At 40.9% G+C, this 20192-nt stretch carries 13 protein-coding genes; 7 read left to right on the forward strand and 6 right to left on the reverse strand.

Going from position 1 to position 20192, the window contains the following annotated elements; all coding sequences use genetic code 11:
- Nucleotides 1–2: 2 nt before the first annotated feature.
- The gene (locus MSMAS_RS02090; protein WP_011032859.1) at nt 3–896 is read right to left on the reverse strand and encodes a presenilin family intramembrane aspartyl protease PSH; all 894 of its coding nucleotides are present in this window, start codon (nt 894–896) and stop codon (nt 3–5) included.
- Between the two features lie 559 nt (nt 897–1455).
- On the opposite strand from MSMAS_RS02090, the gene MSMAS_RS02095 reads away from it, so the two are divergent.
- The 3 genes from MSMAS_RS02095 to fen all read left to right on the forward strand — a co-directional run bounded on the left by MSMAS_RS02095 (nt 1456) and on the right by fen (nt 4686).
- A complete protein-coding gene (locus tag MSMAS_RS02095; protein WP_011032858.1) occupies nt 1456–1791 on the forward strand; it encodes a hypothetical protein in 336 nt (111 codons plus the stop codon).
- 968 nt (nt 1792–2759) lie between these two features.
- Entirely contained in the window at nt 2760–3062 is a 303-nt protein-coding gene (locus MSMAS_RS02100; RefSeq protein WP_011032857.1) for a hypothetical protein, read from the forward strand.
- 607 nt (nt 3063–3669) lie between these two features.
- Nucleotides 3670–4686 (forward strand): flap endonuclease-1, encoded by a 1017-nt coding sequence (gene fen, locus MSMAS_RS02105; RefSeq protein WP_011032856.1) that lies wholly within the window; start codon nt 3670–3672, stop codon nt 4684–4686.
- A gap of 539 nt (nt 4687–5225) precedes the next feature.
- Here fen and MSMAS_RS02110 read toward each other — a convergent pair.
- Both MSMAS_RS02110 and gpmI read right to left on the reverse strand, forming a co-directional pair.
- Entirely contained in the window at nt 5226–6182 is a 957-nt protein-coding gene (locus tag MSMAS_RS02110) for a beta-ribofuranosylaminobenzene 5'-phosphate synthase (protein WP_011032855.1), read from the reverse strand.
- Between the two features lie 311 nt (nt 6183–6493).
- Nucleotides 6494–8041: a 2,3-bisphosphoglycerate-independent phosphoglycerate mutase gene (gpmI, locus tag MSMAS_RS02115; RefSeq protein ID WP_048039360.1), complete on the reverse strand. Its 1548-nt coding sequence runs from the start codon at nt 8039–8041 to the stop codon at nt 6494–6496.
- A 245-nt stretch (nt 8042–8286) separates the two neighbouring features.
- On the opposite strand from gpmI, the gene MSMAS_RS02125 reads away from it, so the two are divergent.
- Nucleotides 8287–8889 (forward strand): acetate uptake transporter, encoded by a 603-nt coding sequence (locus MSMAS_RS02125; RefSeq protein WP_011032853.1) that lies wholly within the window; start codon nt 8287–8289, stop codon nt 8887–8889.
- 354 nt (nt 8890–9243) lie between these two features.
- Nucleotides 9244–10083: a class I SAM-dependent methyltransferase gene (locus MSMAS_RS02130; protein ID WP_011032852.1), complete on the forward strand. Its 840-nt coding sequence runs from the start codon at nt 9244–9246 to the stop codon at nt 10081–10083.
- A gap of 39 nt (nt 10084–10122) precedes the next feature.
- Here the strand turns inward: MSMAS_RS02130 and MSMAS_RS02135 are convergent, their stop codons facing one another.
- Nucleotides 10123–12951, reverse strand: a complete 2829-nt coding sequence (locus MSMAS_RS02135) for a cation-translocating P-type ATPase (protein ID WP_048039669.1) — start codon at nt 12949–12951, stop codon at nt 10123–10125.
- A gap of 1086 nt (nt 12952–14037) precedes the next feature.
- On the opposite strand from MSMAS_RS02135, the gene MSMAS_RS02140 reads away from it, so the two are divergent.
- The gene (locus MSMAS_RS02140) at nt 14038–14958 is read left to right on the forward strand and encodes a UbiA family prenyltransferase (RefSeq protein WP_011032850.1); all 921 of its coding nucleotides are present in this window, start codon (nt 14038–14040) and stop codon (nt 14956–14958) included.
- A gap of 339 nt (nt 14959–15297) precedes the next feature.
- On the opposite strand, the gene MSMAS_RS02145 is transcribed toward MSMAS_RS02140, so the two are convergent.
- Both MSMAS_RS02145 and purH read right to left on the reverse strand, forming a co-directional pair.
- The gene (locus MSMAS_RS02145; RefSeq protein WP_011032849.1) at nt 15298–16083 is read right to left on the reverse strand and encodes a helix-turn-helix transcriptional regulator; all 786 of its coding nucleotides are present in this window, start codon (nt 16081–16083) and stop codon (nt 15298–15300) included.
- A 716-nt stretch (nt 16084–16799) separates the two neighbouring features.
- Nucleotides 16800–18416, reverse strand: coding sequence for a bifunctional phosphoribosylaminoimidazolecarboxamide formyltransferase/IMP cyclohydrolase (purH, locus tag MSMAS_RS02150; protein ID WP_011032848.1), 1617 nt, complete (start codon nt 18414–18416; stop codon nt 16800–16802).
- A 395-nt stretch (nt 18417–18811) separates the two neighbouring features.
- Here purH and MSMAS_RS02155 point away from each other — a divergent pair, with 395 nt between their 5' ends.
- The gene (locus tag MSMAS_RS02155) at nt 18812–20164 is read left to right on the forward strand and encodes a dihydrolipoyl dehydrogenase family protein (RefSeq protein WP_048046296.1); all 1353 of its coding nucleotides are present in this window, start codon (nt 18812–18814) and stop codon (nt 20162–20164) included.
- The last annotated feature ends 28 nt before the right edge of the window (nt 20165–20192 follow it).

Below are 20192 nucleotides of genomic sequence, written 5' to 3' on the forward strand. Positions count from 1 at the left end.
CTTCACAGAATTGATGCTCCCGAAAGCAAAACCCCTGCAAAAAAGCCCAGAATTGCTCCGGAATTCAGGAAGGGGAGCCCTGCCTGGGGTTTTCCTCTCATCACCAGGATAGACAGGATCACATGCCCTGCAAGAGTCCCCAGCATTGCCCCGAGTACCGGATATGAGATGCCTCCGTTTTCAATGAATACATTTGCGGAAACTACAAGCAAACTGGGCATGACCGCGTCACCAAGCCCCATGAAAAAAGCTTCACGAGTTTCTCCTTCTTTAAAACTCTCTTTAATAAATGAATAGTCCCGATGTTTTGGAATTATGAATAGAATGGGGAGTTTAAGGTCCATCACACCCTCAGCCATAGTTATCATGTGTTTTGTTTTGTACACCGAGATAGCATCATAGACCGCAAGAAGTATCAGAAGGACTACTACCGGGATAACGGAAAGGGAAATCCCTATCAGGGCACTGACTCCAGCTGCTATGCAGACTCCCAGGATATCGATTACATACCATTCCGGGTATTTGTAGAGCAGTAATGTTAATCCGGTAGACAGCAGGATTGAAATTATATTTTCAAGGCCTGCGAGTGAAGGAATCAGGGTTAAAAGTGCGAAAAATACATAGTATAGAGTGCTTAATATAGCGAGATATATCAGTAAGCTGATGACCCATTTCATGTTTTTCTTTATAGCTATCAGAACAAAAAGCGTAAAAGTCAGGATCATTACGATATAATATATTGAGTTGGAAACCTGCGTGGGATCTTCAAAAGCCTGCATTTCATTCGTTTCCATTGGCGTGGACAGGAGCAGGGAAAGAATCTGTACTATTAATATTAGTCCTGCCATGGAGAGGATTGGTAAATAATCTTTGAGTGAATTTTCGCTGGAACTCAATTATTAAACTCCTTATTTCTTGACAGTATGCTTTTTCTATTCCTTTATATATTTACTCTATCCTCTATCTTCAATTTTTATCCTCTCTATTATATACTGTCTGATATACTGTCTGTTGCCCCAATTACTTATCTTATCTGTACCTTTTGTGTAATCGATTTGCAATCTGGTATATTCTCTTGAATTTTTGTTTTATCAAAATTTCTGGATTGTGTTAGTTTATTTCATTATCTTCCCGGTAACTCTTTTTTATATATTGCCTGGTTTTTTCGTATTACGAAAAAAACAAATTCGAGACAGGGGATAAATAAATAATTTATGCAAATCGTTAAATAGAATCACTGTATAAAAAATAAACCGAAATAAAAAATAGTTAATATAGAAGTATATTAAAAATTGAAAAACAGTAAATACTTTATGGGATTATCTTCACCTAATAATTTCCATTCCGCCATCTGGAAATTTGTTTTTGATGCAAAAACTGTGATTTATAAAAATACGACTTATTAAAATTGTGATTTTATAAAGAAAATTTCCATAAGTACATCAGAGGTATATAATGGAGACAAGAGACACAGTATTCCTTATTGTGATGGTTCTGTCATCTTTCCTTCTATCCTTTGAGTGGCTCAGAAGGTTTACGTACAAGCCCGAAAACCCTTTTATTGACCCTTTAATTATCATATCTATCATGGTCCTGACCGGAACATTATCTCTCATGCTCATTTCCATTAACAATAAACTTCAGGATTTTGAAGATAAAATTGAAGCAAGAGACCGCGCCCTCAGGGTTAATATGGAAACATCGGACACAAAAATTGAAGAAAGGATGAATGAACTCTCAAGCAAAGTTGACAATGCAGTGTATGAATTTAACCGCAGAAAATATCATTAATTTCTGCTAAATCTTATTTTTTCTCCGCAAAGTTGATTACTGTCGGTCTTCTTTTTATCCGTAACCTTTTTTTCTTTTGACTTTGCCTGACTTTTTTATCTTTAACTTCATCTTACTTTTGTTTCTCTCTTTTAACCTTTCCTGACTTTAGTTTCTATCTTTTAATCTTATCTGACTCTCGTTTATATCCTTTAACCATATATGGCTTCAATTTACATCTTTTAACCTTGTATGATTTCCGTTTCTATCTTTTGACTTCACCTTATCCTTGTTTCTATATTTTGACTTTAATTTTCCTCTATTTCTATCTTTTCACTTTATTTGATTTCCTTTTTCCTATCTTTTCACTTTATTTGATTTCCTTTTTCCTATCTCTCCACTTTATTTAATTTTTCTTCTTCTATTTTTCACTGTACTTAATTCTTTTTTTCTTCTTTTCCATTTCATTTTCTCATGATGTAGTTTTTTCTATCTTTCTTTTTCATCATAACCACTTTTCAGTTTCTTTTTCGTTAATCAACGATTTTTTTTGACTGACTTTTGAATGTTTTAATCTCTAAAATTATTTTGAAATCATGCAATCAGTACAATATATTGAATTATTTTTTCCCGGGAACAAATTTTTACATTCACGGAATAAATTAAAAGGAAAAGTTCATATACATGTTTTATTGAAGAGACTTTAATCCTCACTTTTACTGAATTGAAATTGTTATTATTTTCAATTCTATATTTAACAATTTATGTTACAGAAATCTTCCTAATCATTAATACTCTCATGTTCTTTTCGGGGGCAAGCCCCATGGTTTAGCAATATTTATATATCGGATGTTCTGTATTAGAGGGGAATATCTGTATCCCAGATATTTATAAATATATTCATATTGATATTGAGAATCGTAAGGTATTATTACCCAGAGTTAGTATATTGAATTACTTGTGTAAGCAGGTAAAGAAGGAAAGCTAATATGCACCTCAATCTTGAACCGATTGGTATTATCAAAAAGGTTGCAAATAAGTCGGAGATTTTGATTTATTCTGATTTTGAGCAGGTCATACGGAATATCGTCTCCAAAATAGGAGAAGGAGCGGAAATGGGCCAGAAGCTTCTGGTTATCCACAAAAACAACAGTAAAAAACAGATCGATGGTCACCAGGTCCAGGTTACGAAGGCTACTCTTCTGGAAAGGAAAGGGAATCTGCTGACAATATCCAAAATAGAGGCAAACGAAGACTCTGTAATTGATGTCCGGCTTGATCTGACTGCCTGAAATCTTCCGATTTCGACATATGTCGACAAAATCGCAGATTTCTTCAAATTTTTTTTCTCCTGAATAGCTTATACTGGAATTCCAGTGGTCGAGCCCTTATTTGGAACTCCTGAAAATGGGTTGCTGCAATTTTATATCACATCTTTCTATATCACAGCTTTCTGTTTACGAGAAGAGTACATCTTATGGAAAGTGTACGCTGGGGAGTACATCTAATGGAATGCGCAGGATCTGACAAGCAGGCACGAGGCTTACATAAAATGAAACAGTCTGTTAAATTTAATATTGATTTTTGCCCTGAGTTCCGGGGAGGAAATTTGATGGCTTTAAAAAGTCTATTTTCTCTTTAATTGTTTTCTCCTCGATCTGACACAAATTATCTTTATGCCTTTTTTACTTCTTTTTCCGGTAAAAACTTCTGTCCGGTAGAGCGTAAAACTTCAGTATACATAAAGCCTATTGTCAAATAACTGGAGATACCTTCAGTAATACATTCTCGCAATAAACCTGCTGGAGATGATTATTCACCTGACAGCAAAAGGGTTAATGATAATAAACAAAAAAAATGCATCATTGTTTGATATAGAGTTTTATTCTGAGGGAAAACATGGGTACGGATATAGGAGATCTGCTCCAGAAAAGAAAAATAGAACTTTCTGACCTTTCAAACCGGGTGGTTGCAGTTGACGCATTTAACACCCTGCACCAGTTTTTGAGCATTATCCGCCAGAGAGATGGAAGCCCTCTGGTTAATTCACAGGGGAAAGTAACTTCTCATCTCTCAGGGCTTCTCTATCGCACAGCCAGTCTGGTAGAGGCAGGTATCAAGCCTGTTTTCGTTTTTGACGGCAAGCCTCCTGAAATGAAAACAGGAACTCTGAATCGAAGGAAAGAAATCAGGGAATCTTCAAAGGAAAAGTGGGAGAATGCAAAAGCAGAGGGCAACCTTGAAGCTGCATATAAGTACGCCCAGGCTTCTTCAAAAGTTGACCAGGACATTATTGAGGACTCCAAATATCTCCTCGATATTATGGGCATCCCCTGGATACAGGCTCCATGTGAAGGCGAGGCGCAGGCTGCGCATATGGTTCTTAAAAAAGATGCTGACTGTGTTGCTTCCCAGGACTACGATTCTTTCCTCTTCGGAGCCCCGACTGTAGTCCGTAATCTGGCTGCCACCGGCAAACGCAAGCTCCCCGGGAAAAATGTGTATGTTGATGTTGAACTTGAAATGATTGAGCTTGAGGAAACCCTGGATTCCCTGGGAATCAACAGAGACCAGCTTATTGATATAGCAATCTGTGTGGGCACGGATTATAATAAAGGATTGGAAAAAGTGGGTCCCAAAACAGCCCTCAAGCTAATTAAAAAGCACGGAAACATTCATGCCGTGATCCGGGAAAAAGGTATGGAGATTGAAGCTCTGGACAGCATAAAGGAACTTTTTACCCATCCTGATGTTACGGATGACTATGAAATCAAATGGGGAAAACCCGACTCTGAAAAACTCATTAATTTCCTCTGTGACGAGAACGATTTCTCTGAAGACAGGGTGGTAAAAGCCGCAGATCGCCTTAAAGCGGCTTCAGGGGCAAGACAGCAAACTCTTGACCAGTGGTTCTGAAAGGCTTTCAGGATTGCGGCGAAGAAGGTTTAAGGCTGGCAGAATCTGAACCGGGGCATTCGAGGGAAAAATACACTCATTCTCACTTACAAGGAGCCGTGGACCTGAGCTTCTTTCCATGAACAGTGGTCTCTTTGCTGTAAAATGGCTTTTACAGGACTGATACTTACTTGTTGATCAGATCCGCCAGGTAGTCAGTCAGGTAAAAAAGACGTAAAGGACAAGGAGAGGTAAAAGTGCGCTGGTTAGGGCACAGGCTTTATGCCTGGGTGAATATTGCAGTAGATTCAAGGCTTTCTGTTAAGGAAGGACATGAGATCTCGGTAAGTGTGAAGTAACACTATGCTTCAAAGCCTTAATTAACTTTCAAACGCGTTTGTGCACGTAGACCGGGAGAATCGGGAGAGATTTTTCACCGGCTTCCGGAAAACGACCCCGACGTTGCCCATGTTAATTCTCCTGAATCCGTATCTCCCGGTAATTTCTCCCGGTAATTAATCCATCCTAACTCTTTTACCAGGGCTTCAGATTTTTCATATTCAGGTTCTGGTTATCTCTGCTCCGCTGTTTTTAGCCCTGGTCATCATCGTGACTCCGCCTACGGTTTCGTCAAGCATTTTCTGGACTTCTGTTTGAAGCCTTCTGCCTTCTTCTTTATTGTCCACAAGAGCATAGACCACAGGCCCGAATGAACTTACTCCGGCTCCATAACACTGGCTGCGCAGGAAAGAAGCAATATTCTTTACAAAATCCGGCCAGATAAGGCTCTCCCTCTTGTTAAAGCCGACAGTCTGGACATGATTTATTGCAGCTCCGAAACTCTCAATATCTCCCTCTATTACGGCAGGCATCATCTGCATGAGCACTACATGGGAAATTTCCCTTACTTCCTCTATGGGCAGGGGGCAGAATTTTTTGAATGTATCAATTTCCTCCTGGTCATGCATTCCTTTCTCATTTGGAATTGCTAACAGGATATCCCATTCAGGGAAATCCTCCCGGAAGAGAACTGGACCGGGAGGTACGCGGCTTGCAGCCGATGGCATAAATCCTCCCTTATCTTTAAATTTGTGTCCTCCGTCAACTATAAACCCTCCTTTCTCAAAAGCAGTTACTCCTATACCTGAAGTTCCTCCTCTTTTTACTGTGAGTGCGAGTTCTCTGACACTCTTCCCAAGCCCGTAGAGTTCATTCACTGCTGCCGCTACTGCCAGGGAAGATTGAGTTCCTGATCCAAAACCCACATGAGCCGGGTACACTTCCTCAACATTGACCCTGATTCCTTTCCCTTCAGGGAGCAGGGTTTTTGCAGCTTTTTCCATTCGATCGGCAAAATCCTGAAGACCTTCAATACTGACTTCCTCGGCTTCTTCTGCCGTAATCTCTATATTCGGAGATGAAAGGGTAAGTCCTGCTCCTCCATCGACTCTTCCGATTTCTCCATTCATATCAATAAGAGTCATATGAATTCTGCAAGGGGTGGTTATTCTGATCATGTGTTTGTCAATCCCGGACATTTTAAAATTTTATAATATCCTCATTATCTTTACTTTCTATTGTAATTGCTCATATTTAATCTTTTAAAAAAAATCCTGCTCGGGGAGTCTTTCTGGTTCTAAAACTGGGTGCAGAAGATTCCGTAAAAAGCTAAGTGTTCTGTGAAAAGAGAACCCCGGTTAGATTGGTAAGTTTACAAAACTAAAAGGGAGTAATAAAAATTTAAAATCACTGATTCTCTTCCGGGCTTTGTTTTTTTACTATTCTTTTTTTCGTTATGAGATTCATTGTTTATTTTATTCTTCCACTTTTATTTTCTCACTATCAATGATCTGCCTGTCATCTTTTCAGGTTTTGGGATTTCAAGAAGATCAAGAAGGGTAGGAGCGAGATCGGACAGTTTCCCATTCTCAAGGGCTTTTACTTCACCGTTTCCTGTATATATGCACTTTACAGGGTTTGAAGTATGAGCCGTATGCGGCTCGCCTGTATGCGAGTTTTCCATCTGTTCGGCGTTCCCGTGATCTGCAGTTATAAGTGCTGCCCCGCCTGCCGTTCTCAGTGCTTCTACAATCCTTCCCACGCAGTTATCTACCGTCTCCACAGCCTTTACTGCGGCTTCAAAGTCTCCTGTGTGCCCCACCATGTCCATATTTGCAAAATTAAGTATGATCACATCGTACTTTCCTGATAGGATTCTTTTTACTACTTCGTCCGTGACTTCATATGCACTCATTTCAGGTTTGAGGTCATAGGTGGATATTTTAGGTGAGGGGATAAGGCAGCGGTCTTCTCCCGAATAGCATTTTTCCTGCCCGCCGTTGAGGAAGAAAGTTACATGGGCATATTTTTCGGTTTCAGCAATGCGGAGCTGGATAAGCCCCCTGTCGCTCAGCACTTTGCCAAGAACATCTGTTAACTCTTCAGGTGGGAATGCTATGGGCAAATCCAGGGTTTCATCATACTGTGCCATGCAGACATAATGGACTTTCGGGCGTTTCTCCCTTGTAAAGCCTTCAAAGTCGTCTTTTACAAAAGCCCAGGTAAGCTGTCTCGCCCTATCGGGTCTGAAGTTAAGGAAAACTATCGAATCCGTATCCTGTATTACTGCCTCGGGGTTTCCTTCTGAGTCTGTAACTATTGTGGGCTTTATAAATTCATCAGTTTCTCCCCTTTCATAAGCTTCAGAAACTGCAGTTACGGCATCAGAGGTTTTGTATGGCGCGACTCCAAGAGTAAGGGCATCATATGCAAGTTTTGTTCTTTCCCAGCGTTTGTCTCTGTCCATTGCGTAGTAGCGCCCCTGTACTGTCGCTATTTTTACACTCTGGTTTTCTTTACAAAACGCATCAAGCTCCTTGACGTCTCCTAATGCAGCTTTCGGGGGGACGTCTCTCCCATCCAGAAACACATGTATATATACTTTTTTTAGCCCTTTTTCCTGTGCAAGTTTGATAAGGGCATAAAGGTGGGTCATATGACTGTGGACGCCTCCGTAAGAGACAAGTCCCATAAGGTGAAGGCTCGAATTATTGAGCTTCACATTTGAAATTGCATCCAGCAAAACAGGGTTTTCGAAAAAGTCTCCGTTTCTTATAGAGACGTTTATTTTTGTAAGGTCCTGGTAAACAACTCTTCCTGCCCCTATGTTCAGATGACCAACTTCAGAGTTTCCCATCTGGCCCTGCGGCAGTCCTACGGCTTCTCCGGATGTTTCTAAAAAGCACGAGGGACGTTCTTTTTGCAGCCGGTCAAGATGAGGAGTGCTGGCTGCTAGGATAGCGTTTCCTTCTTTTTCCTCCCTGTAGCCCCAGCCATCAAGGATCATAAGCATAAGAGGTCTTCTTGCCTGAGTCATATGAAGGGAAATCCGCACATGTTAATAAATAGATTCCCGTGATCTGGAGACTTCTTATAAAATTAAATGTTATATATTTATAATGTATTGAAAATTTATCTACTGTCCTTAAATATAAGTATTAATAATTACATACTTCTCCAAAAGGTGAAAAAGAGACATCCTGAAAGGGAGGGTGTCTCCTCGTATTATTTATTGGAAGTTCAGGCGAAATCTCCGGTTAACGGGAAGGAGGATTGGATTTTATGAGTCAAAACATTAAAGATGTTATGGACATTCGTGACATAAAAATCAAGGATTTAACCGCAAACCCCGCTCCACTGGGTTTGATGGGGTTCGGAATGACAACTGTGCTTTTAAATATACACAATGCAGGTTTCTATCCGATGAATGCAATGATTCTTTCAATGGGCTTTTTCTATGGTGGATTGGCTCAGGTCATTGCAGGGATTCAGGAATGGAAGAAAGGTAATACGTTCGGAGCAACGGCTTTTACCTCATACGGGCTTTTCTGGCTCACACTGGTAGGAATTGTCCTGCTTCCCAAGTCTGAAAGCTATGCAGGGCTGGCCACGGAGTCATTCCCATTTGCTGCATATCTTTTCATGTGGGGAGTTTTCACTCTTTTCATGTTCATAGGCACGTTAAAAGGATCAAAAGCTCTCTCTGTTGTTTTTTTTACCCTTACAATCCTGTTCTTCTTGCTGGCTGCAGGCAACTACCTTGGAAGTGAATCAATACTCGTGATCGCAGGTTATGAAGGAATCCTCACAGGACTTTCCGCAATATATGCAGCTCTTGGCCAGGTGTTGAACGAGGCTTACGGGAAAAAGATAGTTCCCCTCTAAAAACATTTGCAGGTTTCTACATGTTTATTCCGGGCTTTTTAGCCCTAATTTTTTCTTTAATTTTTTTTCTCTCCATCATCTTTTCATTTACTCTCATCATCTACTTCTCATCTATTCTTCATTGTCTACTTCTCATCCATTCTTTATCGTCTACTTTTCATCTATTCTTCATCGTCCTTTTTGTTATTTTTTATTCTCTATTTTTCTGCAGTCGTTCAGTCCGACAATAATTCTCAAAGAAGATTCTCTTCATACATGTGCAGGATTTTTTAATAAATTACTTATTTTTTAACACTCATTTAACTTTCTATATTACCTGTGGTCAAACCAGGAAAAAACCAACGAGGATGAAGAATGGATCTCAAAATCGACTGGAATGAACTCTGGAAAGAGAAAATGGAATTGCAAAGTAAAACAAAAACGAATACCGATTGCACGAATATGTGGAAAAGCCAAAAAAGTGCAAAACGTTTCTGGGATATGACTCAGGAAAATAAAGGCAGGGTTGAAAAAACTCTATCAGGAATGGCTCTTACTCCTGAGTCCAGAGTCCTGGATATAGGTGCCGGCCCGGGGAGCCTGGCAATTCCTCTTGCTGAGATGGTTGCACATGTGACAGCAGTCGAGCCTGCAGAAGGAATGATGGAGATACTGAAACAGAACATGGAGACCTATGGGACCAGGAATATCGACTGTGTTTATAAAGACTGGGAAACTGTTGACGCAGGGTCTGACCTCTGCCCTCCTTATGATGTTGTATTCGCGTCATATTCACTGGGCATGAAAGATATCCGGGCTTCAATCCAGAAAATGATTGACGTCTCTTCAGGATATGTTTACCTTTACTGGTTTGCAGGCGACACATCTTGGGACATTCATTCCCGAAAGCTCTGGCCTATCCTTCATGGCTGTGAGTACAGGCAGGGCCCGAAGGCAGATGTCCTTTACAACGTACTCTACGATATGGGCATCTATCCGAATATGAAAGTCTTTTCTTTTGAACATAATAACCGGTTTGAAAACATTGAAGAAGCTCTTGAGCACTTTAAGCCTCAATATGCCTTATCCTCGCCTGAGCAGGAAGAAATACTCAGGTCTTACCTTCTGGATGTGCTAGAAGAAGAAAATGGAGCCCTCGTGCAGAAAGGCAAAAGCACAAGGGTGAAGATGTGGTGGAAGGTTTCTTCTTTTTGAAAAAAAACGAGGGTGTTTTTTAGCCGTTCAGGCTTGCCCTCATGTCACAATATCTTTATCACGAGCAGCTCTTATCTTTTTGAATATTTCCATCACAACAATAATTGTGGCGGCAATTACGAAAAAGCTGAACCAGCTCTGAAATGTGACCGGGCTTATACTGAGAAGTCCCTGCATGAAAGGTACTTGCATGGCTAAAATATGAAGTGCCTGCATCATAACCACGCCTATGACCAGGAAGTAATTATTCCTTATAGGCACCCGGAATGCGGAACGGTACTCAGAACGGCAGTTGAATACATGGAAATTTTCGAAGAGAACCATCAGGAGAAGCAGGAGGTTTCTTGCCCAGTTTTCTTCGTAGCCTTCTCCAAGTAACCACATCCAGACTGCAAACGCTATCAACCCTATAGTTGCTCCTGAGACCAGGGTCTCTTTTATCATCAGGTTATTAAAGATCCCTTCTTCGGGTTCTCTCGGTTTTCTGTACATCACACCGGGTTCACCTGCTTCAAAAGCCAGAGCCACCCCCTGAATCCCATTCGTAACAAGATTCAACCAGAGGAGCTGGACTGCGAGCAGAGGTATTGGTAAACCTACTAAAAGGGCAAGTATGAACAGGATAACCTCCGAAAGCCCGGTTGAGATGAGAAGAAGTGTAACCTTCCTTATATTATCATAAGCGACCCTTCCTTCCTCGACTCCTGCAACAATAGACGAGAACGTATCATCGGTTACAATCATGGATGAGGTATCTTTCGCCACATCGGTTCCTGACCCCATGGCCACTCCGATATTTGCCCGCCTCAGAGCAGGGGCATCATTGACACCGTCCCCTGTAACTGCAACAAAATGCCCTCTTCTTACCAGTGCATCCACAATCTGCATCTTCTGAACCGGTGTTACCCTCGCAAACACCCGGATTTTTTCCAGGGTAGTCATGAAAGTGGGAAGTTCAGGGTCACCAAGGTCTTCTATCTCTCTGCCTGTGAGCATTTCTTCCCTGGAATCGGTGATTCCAAGCTCTCCGGCTATTGCAAGTGCGGTTTTCGGGTGGTCCCCTGTAATCATTATTACATCAATTCCAGCCTTTTTACAGGTCCGGACCGCTTCATTGACATCGGGCCTTAATGGGTCTATAAAAGCTGCAATGCCCAGGAATGTGAGTTCTGGCTTTACATATTCGAGCTCAGCCTCTTTACCTATTTCTCCCTGGACCGGACCCTCAGCCACAACCAGTGCACGGTACCCTTTCTCCATAAGGGAGTTCAGCTCCCTGTTCAGGGAATCAGGGTCAATAGGGACTTCCCCTCCTGCCGTGTACATTTTCCTGCAGTAAGGAAGAACAGCTTCCATTGCTCCTTTAACAGCTACCCTGATGTGGTCGCTTTTGTCTTCCTTGTAATATACAGCAGCGTACATTCTTTCTGATTCGAAAGGCACTTCGGCAACTATTTTCACTTCTTTTTTTGCTTCCTTTGGATTTATGCTTATCTTGGACGCAAGGGAGAGGAAAGCCACATCTATAGCATCCCCGTGGTGGACCCATTTCCCCTCTTCCTGATAAAGTGTGCCTTCATTACAGATCACAGCAGCCCGCGCAAATTTTTGAAGCCTTTCCATGTCTTTTGTCTCTGGAGTGCTTCCCTTTTCCTCTTTTATCTCCCCTGAAGGGACATATCCCTCTCCAGAAACTTCAAAATAGTTTTCCGGGGGCAGCAGGACTTTCTTGGCAGTCTGCTGGTTGACTGTGAGGGTTCCGGTTTTATCGGTTGCTATTGTGGTACAGCTTCCCAGGCTTTCTACTGCAGAGAGCCTGCGGACAATTACATTCCTCTTTGCCATCCGGGTGGAAGCAATGGAAAGCGCAACTGTTACTCCAACGGGAAGACCTTCAGGGATAGCTGATACGACAAGGGCTACTGCAAGGAAAAAAACTTCTATGGGTGCAGTCCCCTGTGAAAGGGCAACCGCGCTCATAACAGCACTTGCAGCAATAACAATAATTCCTATTTTCTGAGCAAACTCCTCCATCCGTATAAGAAGAGGAGGTTTTGCAGATACCGTTTCCGTGACTGCGCGTGCAATCATACCTACTTCTGTTCGGCTGCCGGTTGCGGTCACCACTCCACAGCCTCGTCCGGTAATTACGGTACTTCCTGCATATGCCATATTGCGCCGGTCGCTTACTGGAATATCTTCCCTCATTATGTCCGCAGTCTTCTGCACAGCCTCTGATTCACCGGTAAGGAGTGACTCATCAATAGTAAGATTAGTAGCACGAAAAATGCGGATATCAGCAGGAACACGGTTTCCTGATTCAAGAAGGACTATATCTCCCGGAACCAGTTCTTCAGCAGAAATCTGGCTCTCGGTTCCCCCTCTCCTTACCCTGGACATTATTTTCAGGATGGTCTGTAGCTGTGATGCGCTCTGTTCTGCTTTCCATTCCTGGATGGTGCCGATTACCGCATTGATTATTACCACAAGAAAAATAAATGCAGCATCTTTGATGTCATCAAGGAGAAGAGATATTACTCCTGCTATAAGAAGAATGTAAATTAAAGGGCTTTTAAACTGATGGATAACTATTTCGGCAATTCCCGGAGGTTTCTTTGAAGGAAGTGTATTTCTTCCATATTCTTTAAGCCTGATTGCTACTTCTTCGGGATCAAGCCCCCTGGAAGACGTTGCAAGCTTTTTGAATATCACTTCGTTTTCCAGAGAATACCACGAAGTAGTTTTTGAATGGCTTTCTAAAATCTCTGTCTCAGAGTGCTTTTCCTGAGATGGGTTATTCTTCCCTTTTTCCTCCGGGCCCTGTTTGTTCTCTTTCCCTTCAGATACATCTGGATCTGATAAAAACACGCTTGTCACCTCTCAAAATTTTTCCCACAAATTTCGCTTCCTTGCGAATTTACGCCAGCTTCCTGTTTTTAAGTCAATCACAGATTTTGTTATTCTTACTCAGGAACGATAGTTTGTTATTTTTACTCAGGAACGATAGATACAGTAAAAGTTTCTTCAGATGCAATTTTTCTGTGTCCTTAAATCAACTGAATCAGTTAAGACCAGGGACTTCATCAATGAAGATCAAATATCGATTTTTACAGCTTAAATGACCCGATATTCTCTGTAAAACCGATTTGCCTGTTTCTCTCCCTTTCATCACATATGTTGCTTATTATAAATCTAATTTTGCTTGTTTGCAGCTTTTATTTTTACTTTTTATTTATTTTTGTTTTATTTTTATCGCTCAACTTCCTGGATGCCCTTTCGGATATAATTATAATCCGGAACTATAACTACTAAATATATTTTGCGAAATCAATTTATATCTATTTTTCTGATGTGCCCTGAATAAAATCGGATTTAAGTTTAAGAGGAGACACTCTTTATCTGTCTTGACTGTGATTTATCCAGACTTTAAGGGCTTTTCAAATGTATAATCCTTTAAAATGTATAATCTTTTAAAATGTATAATCTTTTAAAATGTATAATCTTTTAAAATGTATAATCTTTTAATATGTGTATCATGGAAAGAAGAACCATGATTACGCTGATATCTTCTTATTTTCTGCTCCCTGCTTTTATTACAATATAGAAAATATATCTCATCGTTGCGAAGGTTTCAGCCCGGTAATAAGCCTGGTTTGAGTACCAGTCCTTTTTTCGCAAAGTTTAAACAGTTTTTTAAAATGCTCGCTACCCCCCCTCAGCACCAGGTTAATCCATAACATATGTTTTTCTGCTCGTTCGGGCCATTATGACCGGTGCCCCGCAGCTTTTTTATCCGTTATATCAGAAAAAATTTCTGTATAAATATAATTGTTAGTTTCTCTTTTTACTCGTTAGTTTAATCGTATACAATTTTAATAGTGTCTTATCTGTTATACGTATCTGTCTATATTATATCGAATTAATAATATTTAAAAGTCAAACTTTATTAGTTTCATGAGCTTCAATGTATTTTCTGGAAGTTTTGGACAGATTTTCAAGCGTAGTAGAAAGAATTCTCATGAATACAAAAATGAAAATGCTACTTTTGAACTGATAAAAAGTTCTATTCTAGTTGCATTCTCCGGTGCACTAAGAATACACCTTGCCTTTCTATTAATGTATATTCAATCGAATATACTGGTCTGTATTGCAGGTGGTCTAATTATTTATACAGTTTACACTCTTGACAGAGCTCTGGGATCTGAAGAAGACTCGGTAAACCGGAAGGAACTTAATGGGTCGAATAAAAAAGTCGGACTCACAGTCTCACTGCTGGCTTTCATGGTGGGAACTTATATCCTGGCAGGAGAGGAAATGCTTCCACTTGCGTTCATACCTTTCGTAACCGGATATCTTTACAGTAAAGGCATTAAAATAGGCAAGTTCGCTTTGAAGCTTAAAGGAGGGCTTGGGGTAAAAAATATTGTTGTGGGGCTTACATGGGGTATTTTCATTGCAGGGCTTGCAGGGAGCGGGTGCAGAAACCTTATACCCGTTGTTCTGATTTTCATCTTCTTCGGCGTCAAACTCTTTATTAATTCTACGATCTACGATTTTAAGGATATTGCAGGAGATACTCTTGCAGGTATCAATACCCTTCCAGTAAGCCTGGGAGTAAGGAAAACCCGCAATCTCCTTACTGGCATGCACCTCTTTTCTCACCTTGTAATAGGGGTCGCCCTTATTCATGGAGCTCTCGCTTTTGAACCTCTTATAGTCCTCTATAGTTTTGTTTGCGGACTGATATGCATCCAGAAATTTACACACCCGGAATACGAAGAATTCCCTTCACAGAAAATGGAAAGAACTTTGCTTGTTGACGGAGAATCCACATCCATTACGGGGCTGAGAATTGCGGGATATCTGATTGCATAAAGATTAATCGCCTGAAAGTCCTCGAAAACTTTCCCCGGATCTGCATCTGGAGCTTGAAGCCGTATTTAAAATATCACAAAAAACGCTAATGATATTCTTGGAATAACATGCCCAAAAAATGAAAGTATCTGGAAGTACATTCATGCTAAAAAATGAAAATATCTGGAACATTTTCATGCTAAACTGATAACATGCAGAATCAGTCGAATACTCTATTACAGGGTGGTCAAATATACTTCAAAAGTGTCAGGCTGAAGATTCCCCGGTCTTCAGCTATTTCTATCTGTTTTTCTTTCAGTTTCTTATGGGCTGCAACTTTACATTATTCTGAAACCCGGCTTACAGAGTTTTAATTTCGACTGCATTTTCTTTGTAATATTTGAAAAGGTCTTCTCCCCATTTTATTGATGAGGAATCAAATCCTACAAGGTCGCTTCTGGGGTCAAAGGTCCCGTTTTTGAAAAAGAGAGAGAGTGATAGGAATCTGTCCGTTACGACAAAAGCTACCTTGGCAGTGTCGTAAACATGGAAACTTGTGTGTTTGAACTTGAGATACTCTTCGATTTCAGCGTTATGCTCGTTTTTTATTTTAAAAAAGACATTTGGCGTAACAATCATGGAAATCGGGATATTCCTCCGGGCCATTTCGAGAAACATCGCTGGATAACTTGGAAGGAAAATGGACGCAAAACCCATAAAACGGTTAGAGGCCGGGACATTATCCATGAATGCTTTGTGAGAGTCGTAAATATGTTCATGTTCGTCTTTTATGATCCTGCATTCCTTTAGCTCCTGAATTCTGCTTAACAAAGTATCAGGAACTGCTGTAATGTCATGGTCTCTCCAGAAGTCTTCATTTGTTTCTATGGCCGTCAGAGTATCAAGGAAAGGTTTGTAATATATAGCTGCTACTTTCCCCAGGGAAGTTAATTTATACACTCCTTCCTGCCTGACAATCATATTCGAGTTTTCCATTTCTTTCAGGCGAGGTAAAATCTCAGGTGATCTTACATCGAAGTAGTCCTTAATCTCTGAAAGAGTTTTAGGGTTCTCCTGAAGTAAAAATAGAATATCTTTTCGTTTTTCAGAAAAGGTCAGGATGCTTAAAAGTCCAGTCGATTTCACACTTATCAGCCCATGTATTATAATGCTGTTTCTGGAGTAATATGAAAGTTATTACACTGATATAAGCTCTCCAGTTTTATTTACAGGAGAGGCAATCTTATTTTTTTAATTCCTCTCATCTTTTATATTGAATTGAGGTTACGGTTATATCAAGGTGATATAATATTGCTAGAATGGTATACGAATTCAATATATATTATCTTTTTTAAGAGTATATCTTATCTTTAATAATTTTTTCTGACATTCAGATTTTTTGTGTACCAGTATTTCGAAAATGAAAATTTCCAATTAGCAAAATATTGGCTTACTTCTAAAAGAAATATAGTATTTCACTGATATAAAGTTATTCTATCAATATACGGCTTAAAGCGGTTATTAAAAATGTAAATTAAAAATCAGAGATAAAAAATTGATACTTAAACCCTATTGTCTGATAAATTCTTTATAAAAGTATATTAATATTATATGGTTAAATCTCTAATTATTTATATTAATAATTTGACAAAGTATTCAATTATTGGCAGCGCGACCGGTTATCAGTAGTACATACTCAGCTGAATACCATAAAACGATTATAGTCCCGCCAATTTTCTCTTTCAAGTCATGACATTTCAGGAGACAGATCTAAAATTAGGCGTACCCTGCCCCTGTACGCAGGAGTACTCATGTTTTATTCTGGACTCAGTTATACCTGAGTCCTCTTTGTCTCTATTTTTTCAGTGAAGGAAATGCCGCATTCCTGTGAAAACAAGGGCAACTCCAAGTCTGTTTGCAGTAGCAATGACCTCATTGTCCCTTATCGAGCCACCAGGGGAAACGATATAGCGGATATTATTCTCAGCTGCATGGACCACGCTGTCATCAAATGGGAAGAAAGCATCTGAAGCCATTACACATTCTGACATAATCTTCTGGCAGTATTCTTCAAAGGGTACAGCAGGCTGCTCACGTTCGTAGATTACTTTCAGGTTTTCAACTGCTTTTGTGGCTGCCAGTTTACGGATGGAATCTACCCTGTTAGGCTGCCCGGCTCCCATTCCCAGGACCATGAAATTCCCTGGTTCATATTCATAAGCAAGGATCACGGCATTGGACTTTGTAGCTTTACATGCTTTAAGGCAAAACTCCGAGAGGGCACGCTTATTTTCAGGATAAGGTACTTCAGTAACAGACTCCCATTTTTCGTAGATCCCTATGTCCCGGCTCTGCTTGAGCATGCCGCCTATGACGTATTTGTAGGTGTATTCCGCTCCGAAGCCCTCCCTGAGGTCAGGAAGTTTCAGGAGCCTCAGATTTTCGCTTTTCTTTTTCAGGTATTCAAGTGCATCGGGCTTGAAATCAGGGGCAAGGATAATTTCTACGAATTTCCCGTTCAAAAAAGTTGCAGCTTCCAGGTCAAAAACCTCGTTTGTGCAGATTATACTCCCATAAGCCGAAATAGGGTCCCCGTCCCAGGCAGAATGCAGCGCCTGAAGGAGGGACTCTCCGGTAGCAAGTCCGCATGGGTTATTGTGTTTTACTATTGCTACGGCAGGGGAAGCGTTCCCGAGTTCTTTGACAGTCTGGAGGGCGTTGTCCGCATCCACATAGTTGTTATAGGAGAGTTCTTTTCCATGAAGCTGGATGGCTTTTGCCAGACTCGGACCTTTTATTGCAGAGTCTTTATAGAAATATGCTTTCTGGTGCCAGTTTTCTCCATAGCGAAGCTTTACACCGTCAGCAAATTTCAGGTGGAGAACTTCTTCCCCAAGAAGGGTCCTGCTAAGATATGTGTCAATTGCCGCATCATAGTCGGCTGTGTGCCTGAAAGCTTTTACCGCAAGTTCAGCACGGGTTTTATCAGAGATTATCCCGCTTGAGCGCAGCTCCTTAAGGATACGCCCGTAGTCCGAGGGGTCAGATAACACCGTCACCGAGCGGTAGTTCTTGGCTGCGGAGCGGAGAAGGGTAGGGCCTCCGATATCTATATTTTCAATGGCTTCTTCAAGCTCCACATTCTCTCTGGAAACGGTTATTTCAAAGGGGTAAAGGTTTACGGCTATCAGGTCGATAAGGGAGATGTCTTCTTTTGCAGCTTCCTCCATCTGTTCTTTGCTTTCCCGGAGGCATAAAAGTCCTCCATGAATTCTCGGGTGGAGGGTCTTGACTCTTCCTCCCATCATCTCCGGGTAGCCTGTGACTTCCGAAACATCAGTAACCTCAATGTCTGCATCGCGAAGGATTTTCGCGGTCCCGCCTGTTGAGATAATTTTCACGCCAAGTGCTTCGAGCCCGCGTGCAAATTCTACAATTCCTGTCTTGTCTGAGACGCTGAGCAATGCCCTTTTTACCAAAAAATCACCAATATACTTGGTTTAAAAATTATTAGCTATAAAACTTATGGTTTACACATTATTTTATTTGAAAGAGGTTTTTTCGTTGAAAAAATCAGAGTTAAACTCCTTAAATGCAACATTTATGTTAACATTCTGATATAGTCCTTCAAACACGTTGTTCTTTAACCTTTTGGTATTTTTGAATGATATTTTTTCACAAATATTCCATTTCTAACCGCTCAGAAAGAATGTTCAGGTTGAATACTTATCTCTGGAAATCGAAAGGATAATAAGTACAGGAAGGCGGGTATTTTATTATTCTCACCTTAGCCTGTTCCATATTTTTAAGCTTTATTTATTATTTTGCTTTCAAGGTCTATTTTTAAGAAATAGATACAGGGGATGGGGATTCAATGGAAAAGGAATATGATATTATAATTATCGGGACAGGGACTGCAGGCAGAACTCTGGCAGGCAGGGCAGAGTCTTCTGGAATGAAATTTGCCATTATTGACTCAAGGGAGTACGGAGGCACCTGCCCTCTAAGGGGATGTGATCCCAAAAAAGTTCTTGCAGGCGCATCGGAAGCTACAGACCTGAATAACCGGCTTATAGGCAAAGGTGCAGGGACAGAAGAGCCTTTAAAAATAGACTGGCCTTCGCTTATCAGATTCAAAAGGACGTTTACTGAAGTCTATCCCCGCGAAGCTGAGAAAATGTTTGCGGATATGGGGATTGATATGTATCACGGTAGAGCCCGGTTTAAGAACGAAAACACCGTAATTGTCGGGAATGATGAACTCAAAGGAAAATTTATTTTTCTTGCAACAGGCTCAAAGCCGCGTAAACTGAAGATTCCTGGAGAGGAATACCTCACAACAAGTGAGGAATTTATGGAACTCATGGAGCTCCCTGAAAAGATTATTTTTGCAGGGGGAGGGTATATCTCCTTTGAATTTACACACATTGCCAGGCGGGCAGGGGCTGAAGTCCTGATCCTGCACAGAAGTGAAAGGCCTCTGGGGACATTTGATCCTGATCTGGTGGACATGCTTGTCCGGGCTTCCGAAGAGTCTGGAATAAAAATCCTTACAAATAGGCCGGTGGTAGCTGTTGAAAAAGCAGGTGACGGTTTTCTTGTCAGGACTGAATATAAAACCGAAACAGGGTCGGAAGTCCAGGTTTTCAATGCGGACATGGTGGTAAACGGCGCAGGGCGGGTTCCTGATATTGAAGACCTGCAGCTTGAGAATGCCGGAGTCAGGGCTGAAAAAAAAGGGATTATAGTCGATAAGCATATGAGAACATCAAATCCCCGGGTTTATGCAGGGGGAGACTGTACTGCCGAAGGAATTCAGCTTACTCCGGTAGCAACTCTTCAGGGAGAAGTTGCAGCTGCTAATATTTTTGACAGAAACGGGGCTGAAGCCGATTATACAGGAATTCCAAGTGCAGTATTTACCATCCCTGTGCTTGCTTCCGTTGGAATAAGTGAGGAAAAAGAAAGTGATAAATACAGGGTTATTTTCCGTGACCGCAGTACATGGAGCACTACCAGGAGGGCAGGGATGGAATTTGCAGCTTCAAAGATAATTCTTGACGAAGAAAATGACCATATAATGGGAGCCCACATCCTGGGACCCAATGCCGAAGAAGTTATCAATATCTTTGCCATGGCAATGCGTCTCGGGCTCAGGACTTCGGATATAAGGAAAGTTGTATTTACCTACCCGACAATATGTTCCGATATTCGATATATGCTGTAATTCCGGTAGCTTTAAAGACTGCCTTTTT

Origin of the sequence: Methanosarcina mazei S-6, from assembly GCF_000970205.1 — an archaeon.
GTDB lineage: Archaea > Halobacteriota > Methanosarcinia > Methanosarcinales > Methanosarcinaceae > Methanosarcina > Methanosarcina mazei.

What these genes read in the sequence shown, in the direction of transcription:
- MSMAS_RS02095 (WP_011032858.1), top strand. Translation starts at nt 1,456, where the DNA reads ATGGAGACAAGAGACACAGTATTCCTTATTGTGATGGTTCTGTCATCT.
- MSMAS_RS02100 (WP_011032857.1), top strand. Translation starts at nt 2,760, where the DNA reads ATGCACCTCAATCTTGAACCGATTGGTATTATCAAAAAGGTTGCAAAT.
- fen (WP_011032856.1), top strand. Translation starts at nt 3,670, where the DNA reads ATGGGTACGGATATAGGAGATCTGCTCCAGAAAAGAAAAATAGAACTT.
- MSMAS_RS02110 (WP_011032855.1), bottom strand. Translation starts at nt 6,182, where the DNA reads ATGATCAGAATAACCACCCCTTGCAGAATTCATATGACTCTTATTGAT.
- gpmI (WP_048039360.1), bottom strand. Translation starts at nt 8,041, where the DNA reads ATGACTCAGGCAAGAAGACCTCTTATGCTTATGATCCTTGATGGCTGG.
- MSMAS_RS02125 (WP_011032853.1), top strand. Translation starts at nt 8,287, where the DNA reads ATGAGTCAAAACATTAAAGATGTTATGGACATTCGTGACATAAAAATC.
- MSMAS_RS02130 (WP_011032852.1), top strand. Translation starts at nt 9,244, where the DNA reads ATGGATCTCAAAATCGACTGGAATGAACTCTGGAAAGAGAAAATGGAA.
- MSMAS_RS02140 (WP_011032850.1), top strand. Translation starts at nt 14,038, where the DNA reads ATGAGCTTCAATGTATTTTCTGGAAGTTTTGGACAGATTTTCAAGCGT.
- MSMAS_RS02155 (WP_048046296.1), top strand. Translation starts at nt 18,812, where the DNA reads ATGGAAAAGGAATATGATATTATAATTATCGGGACAGGGACTGCAGGC.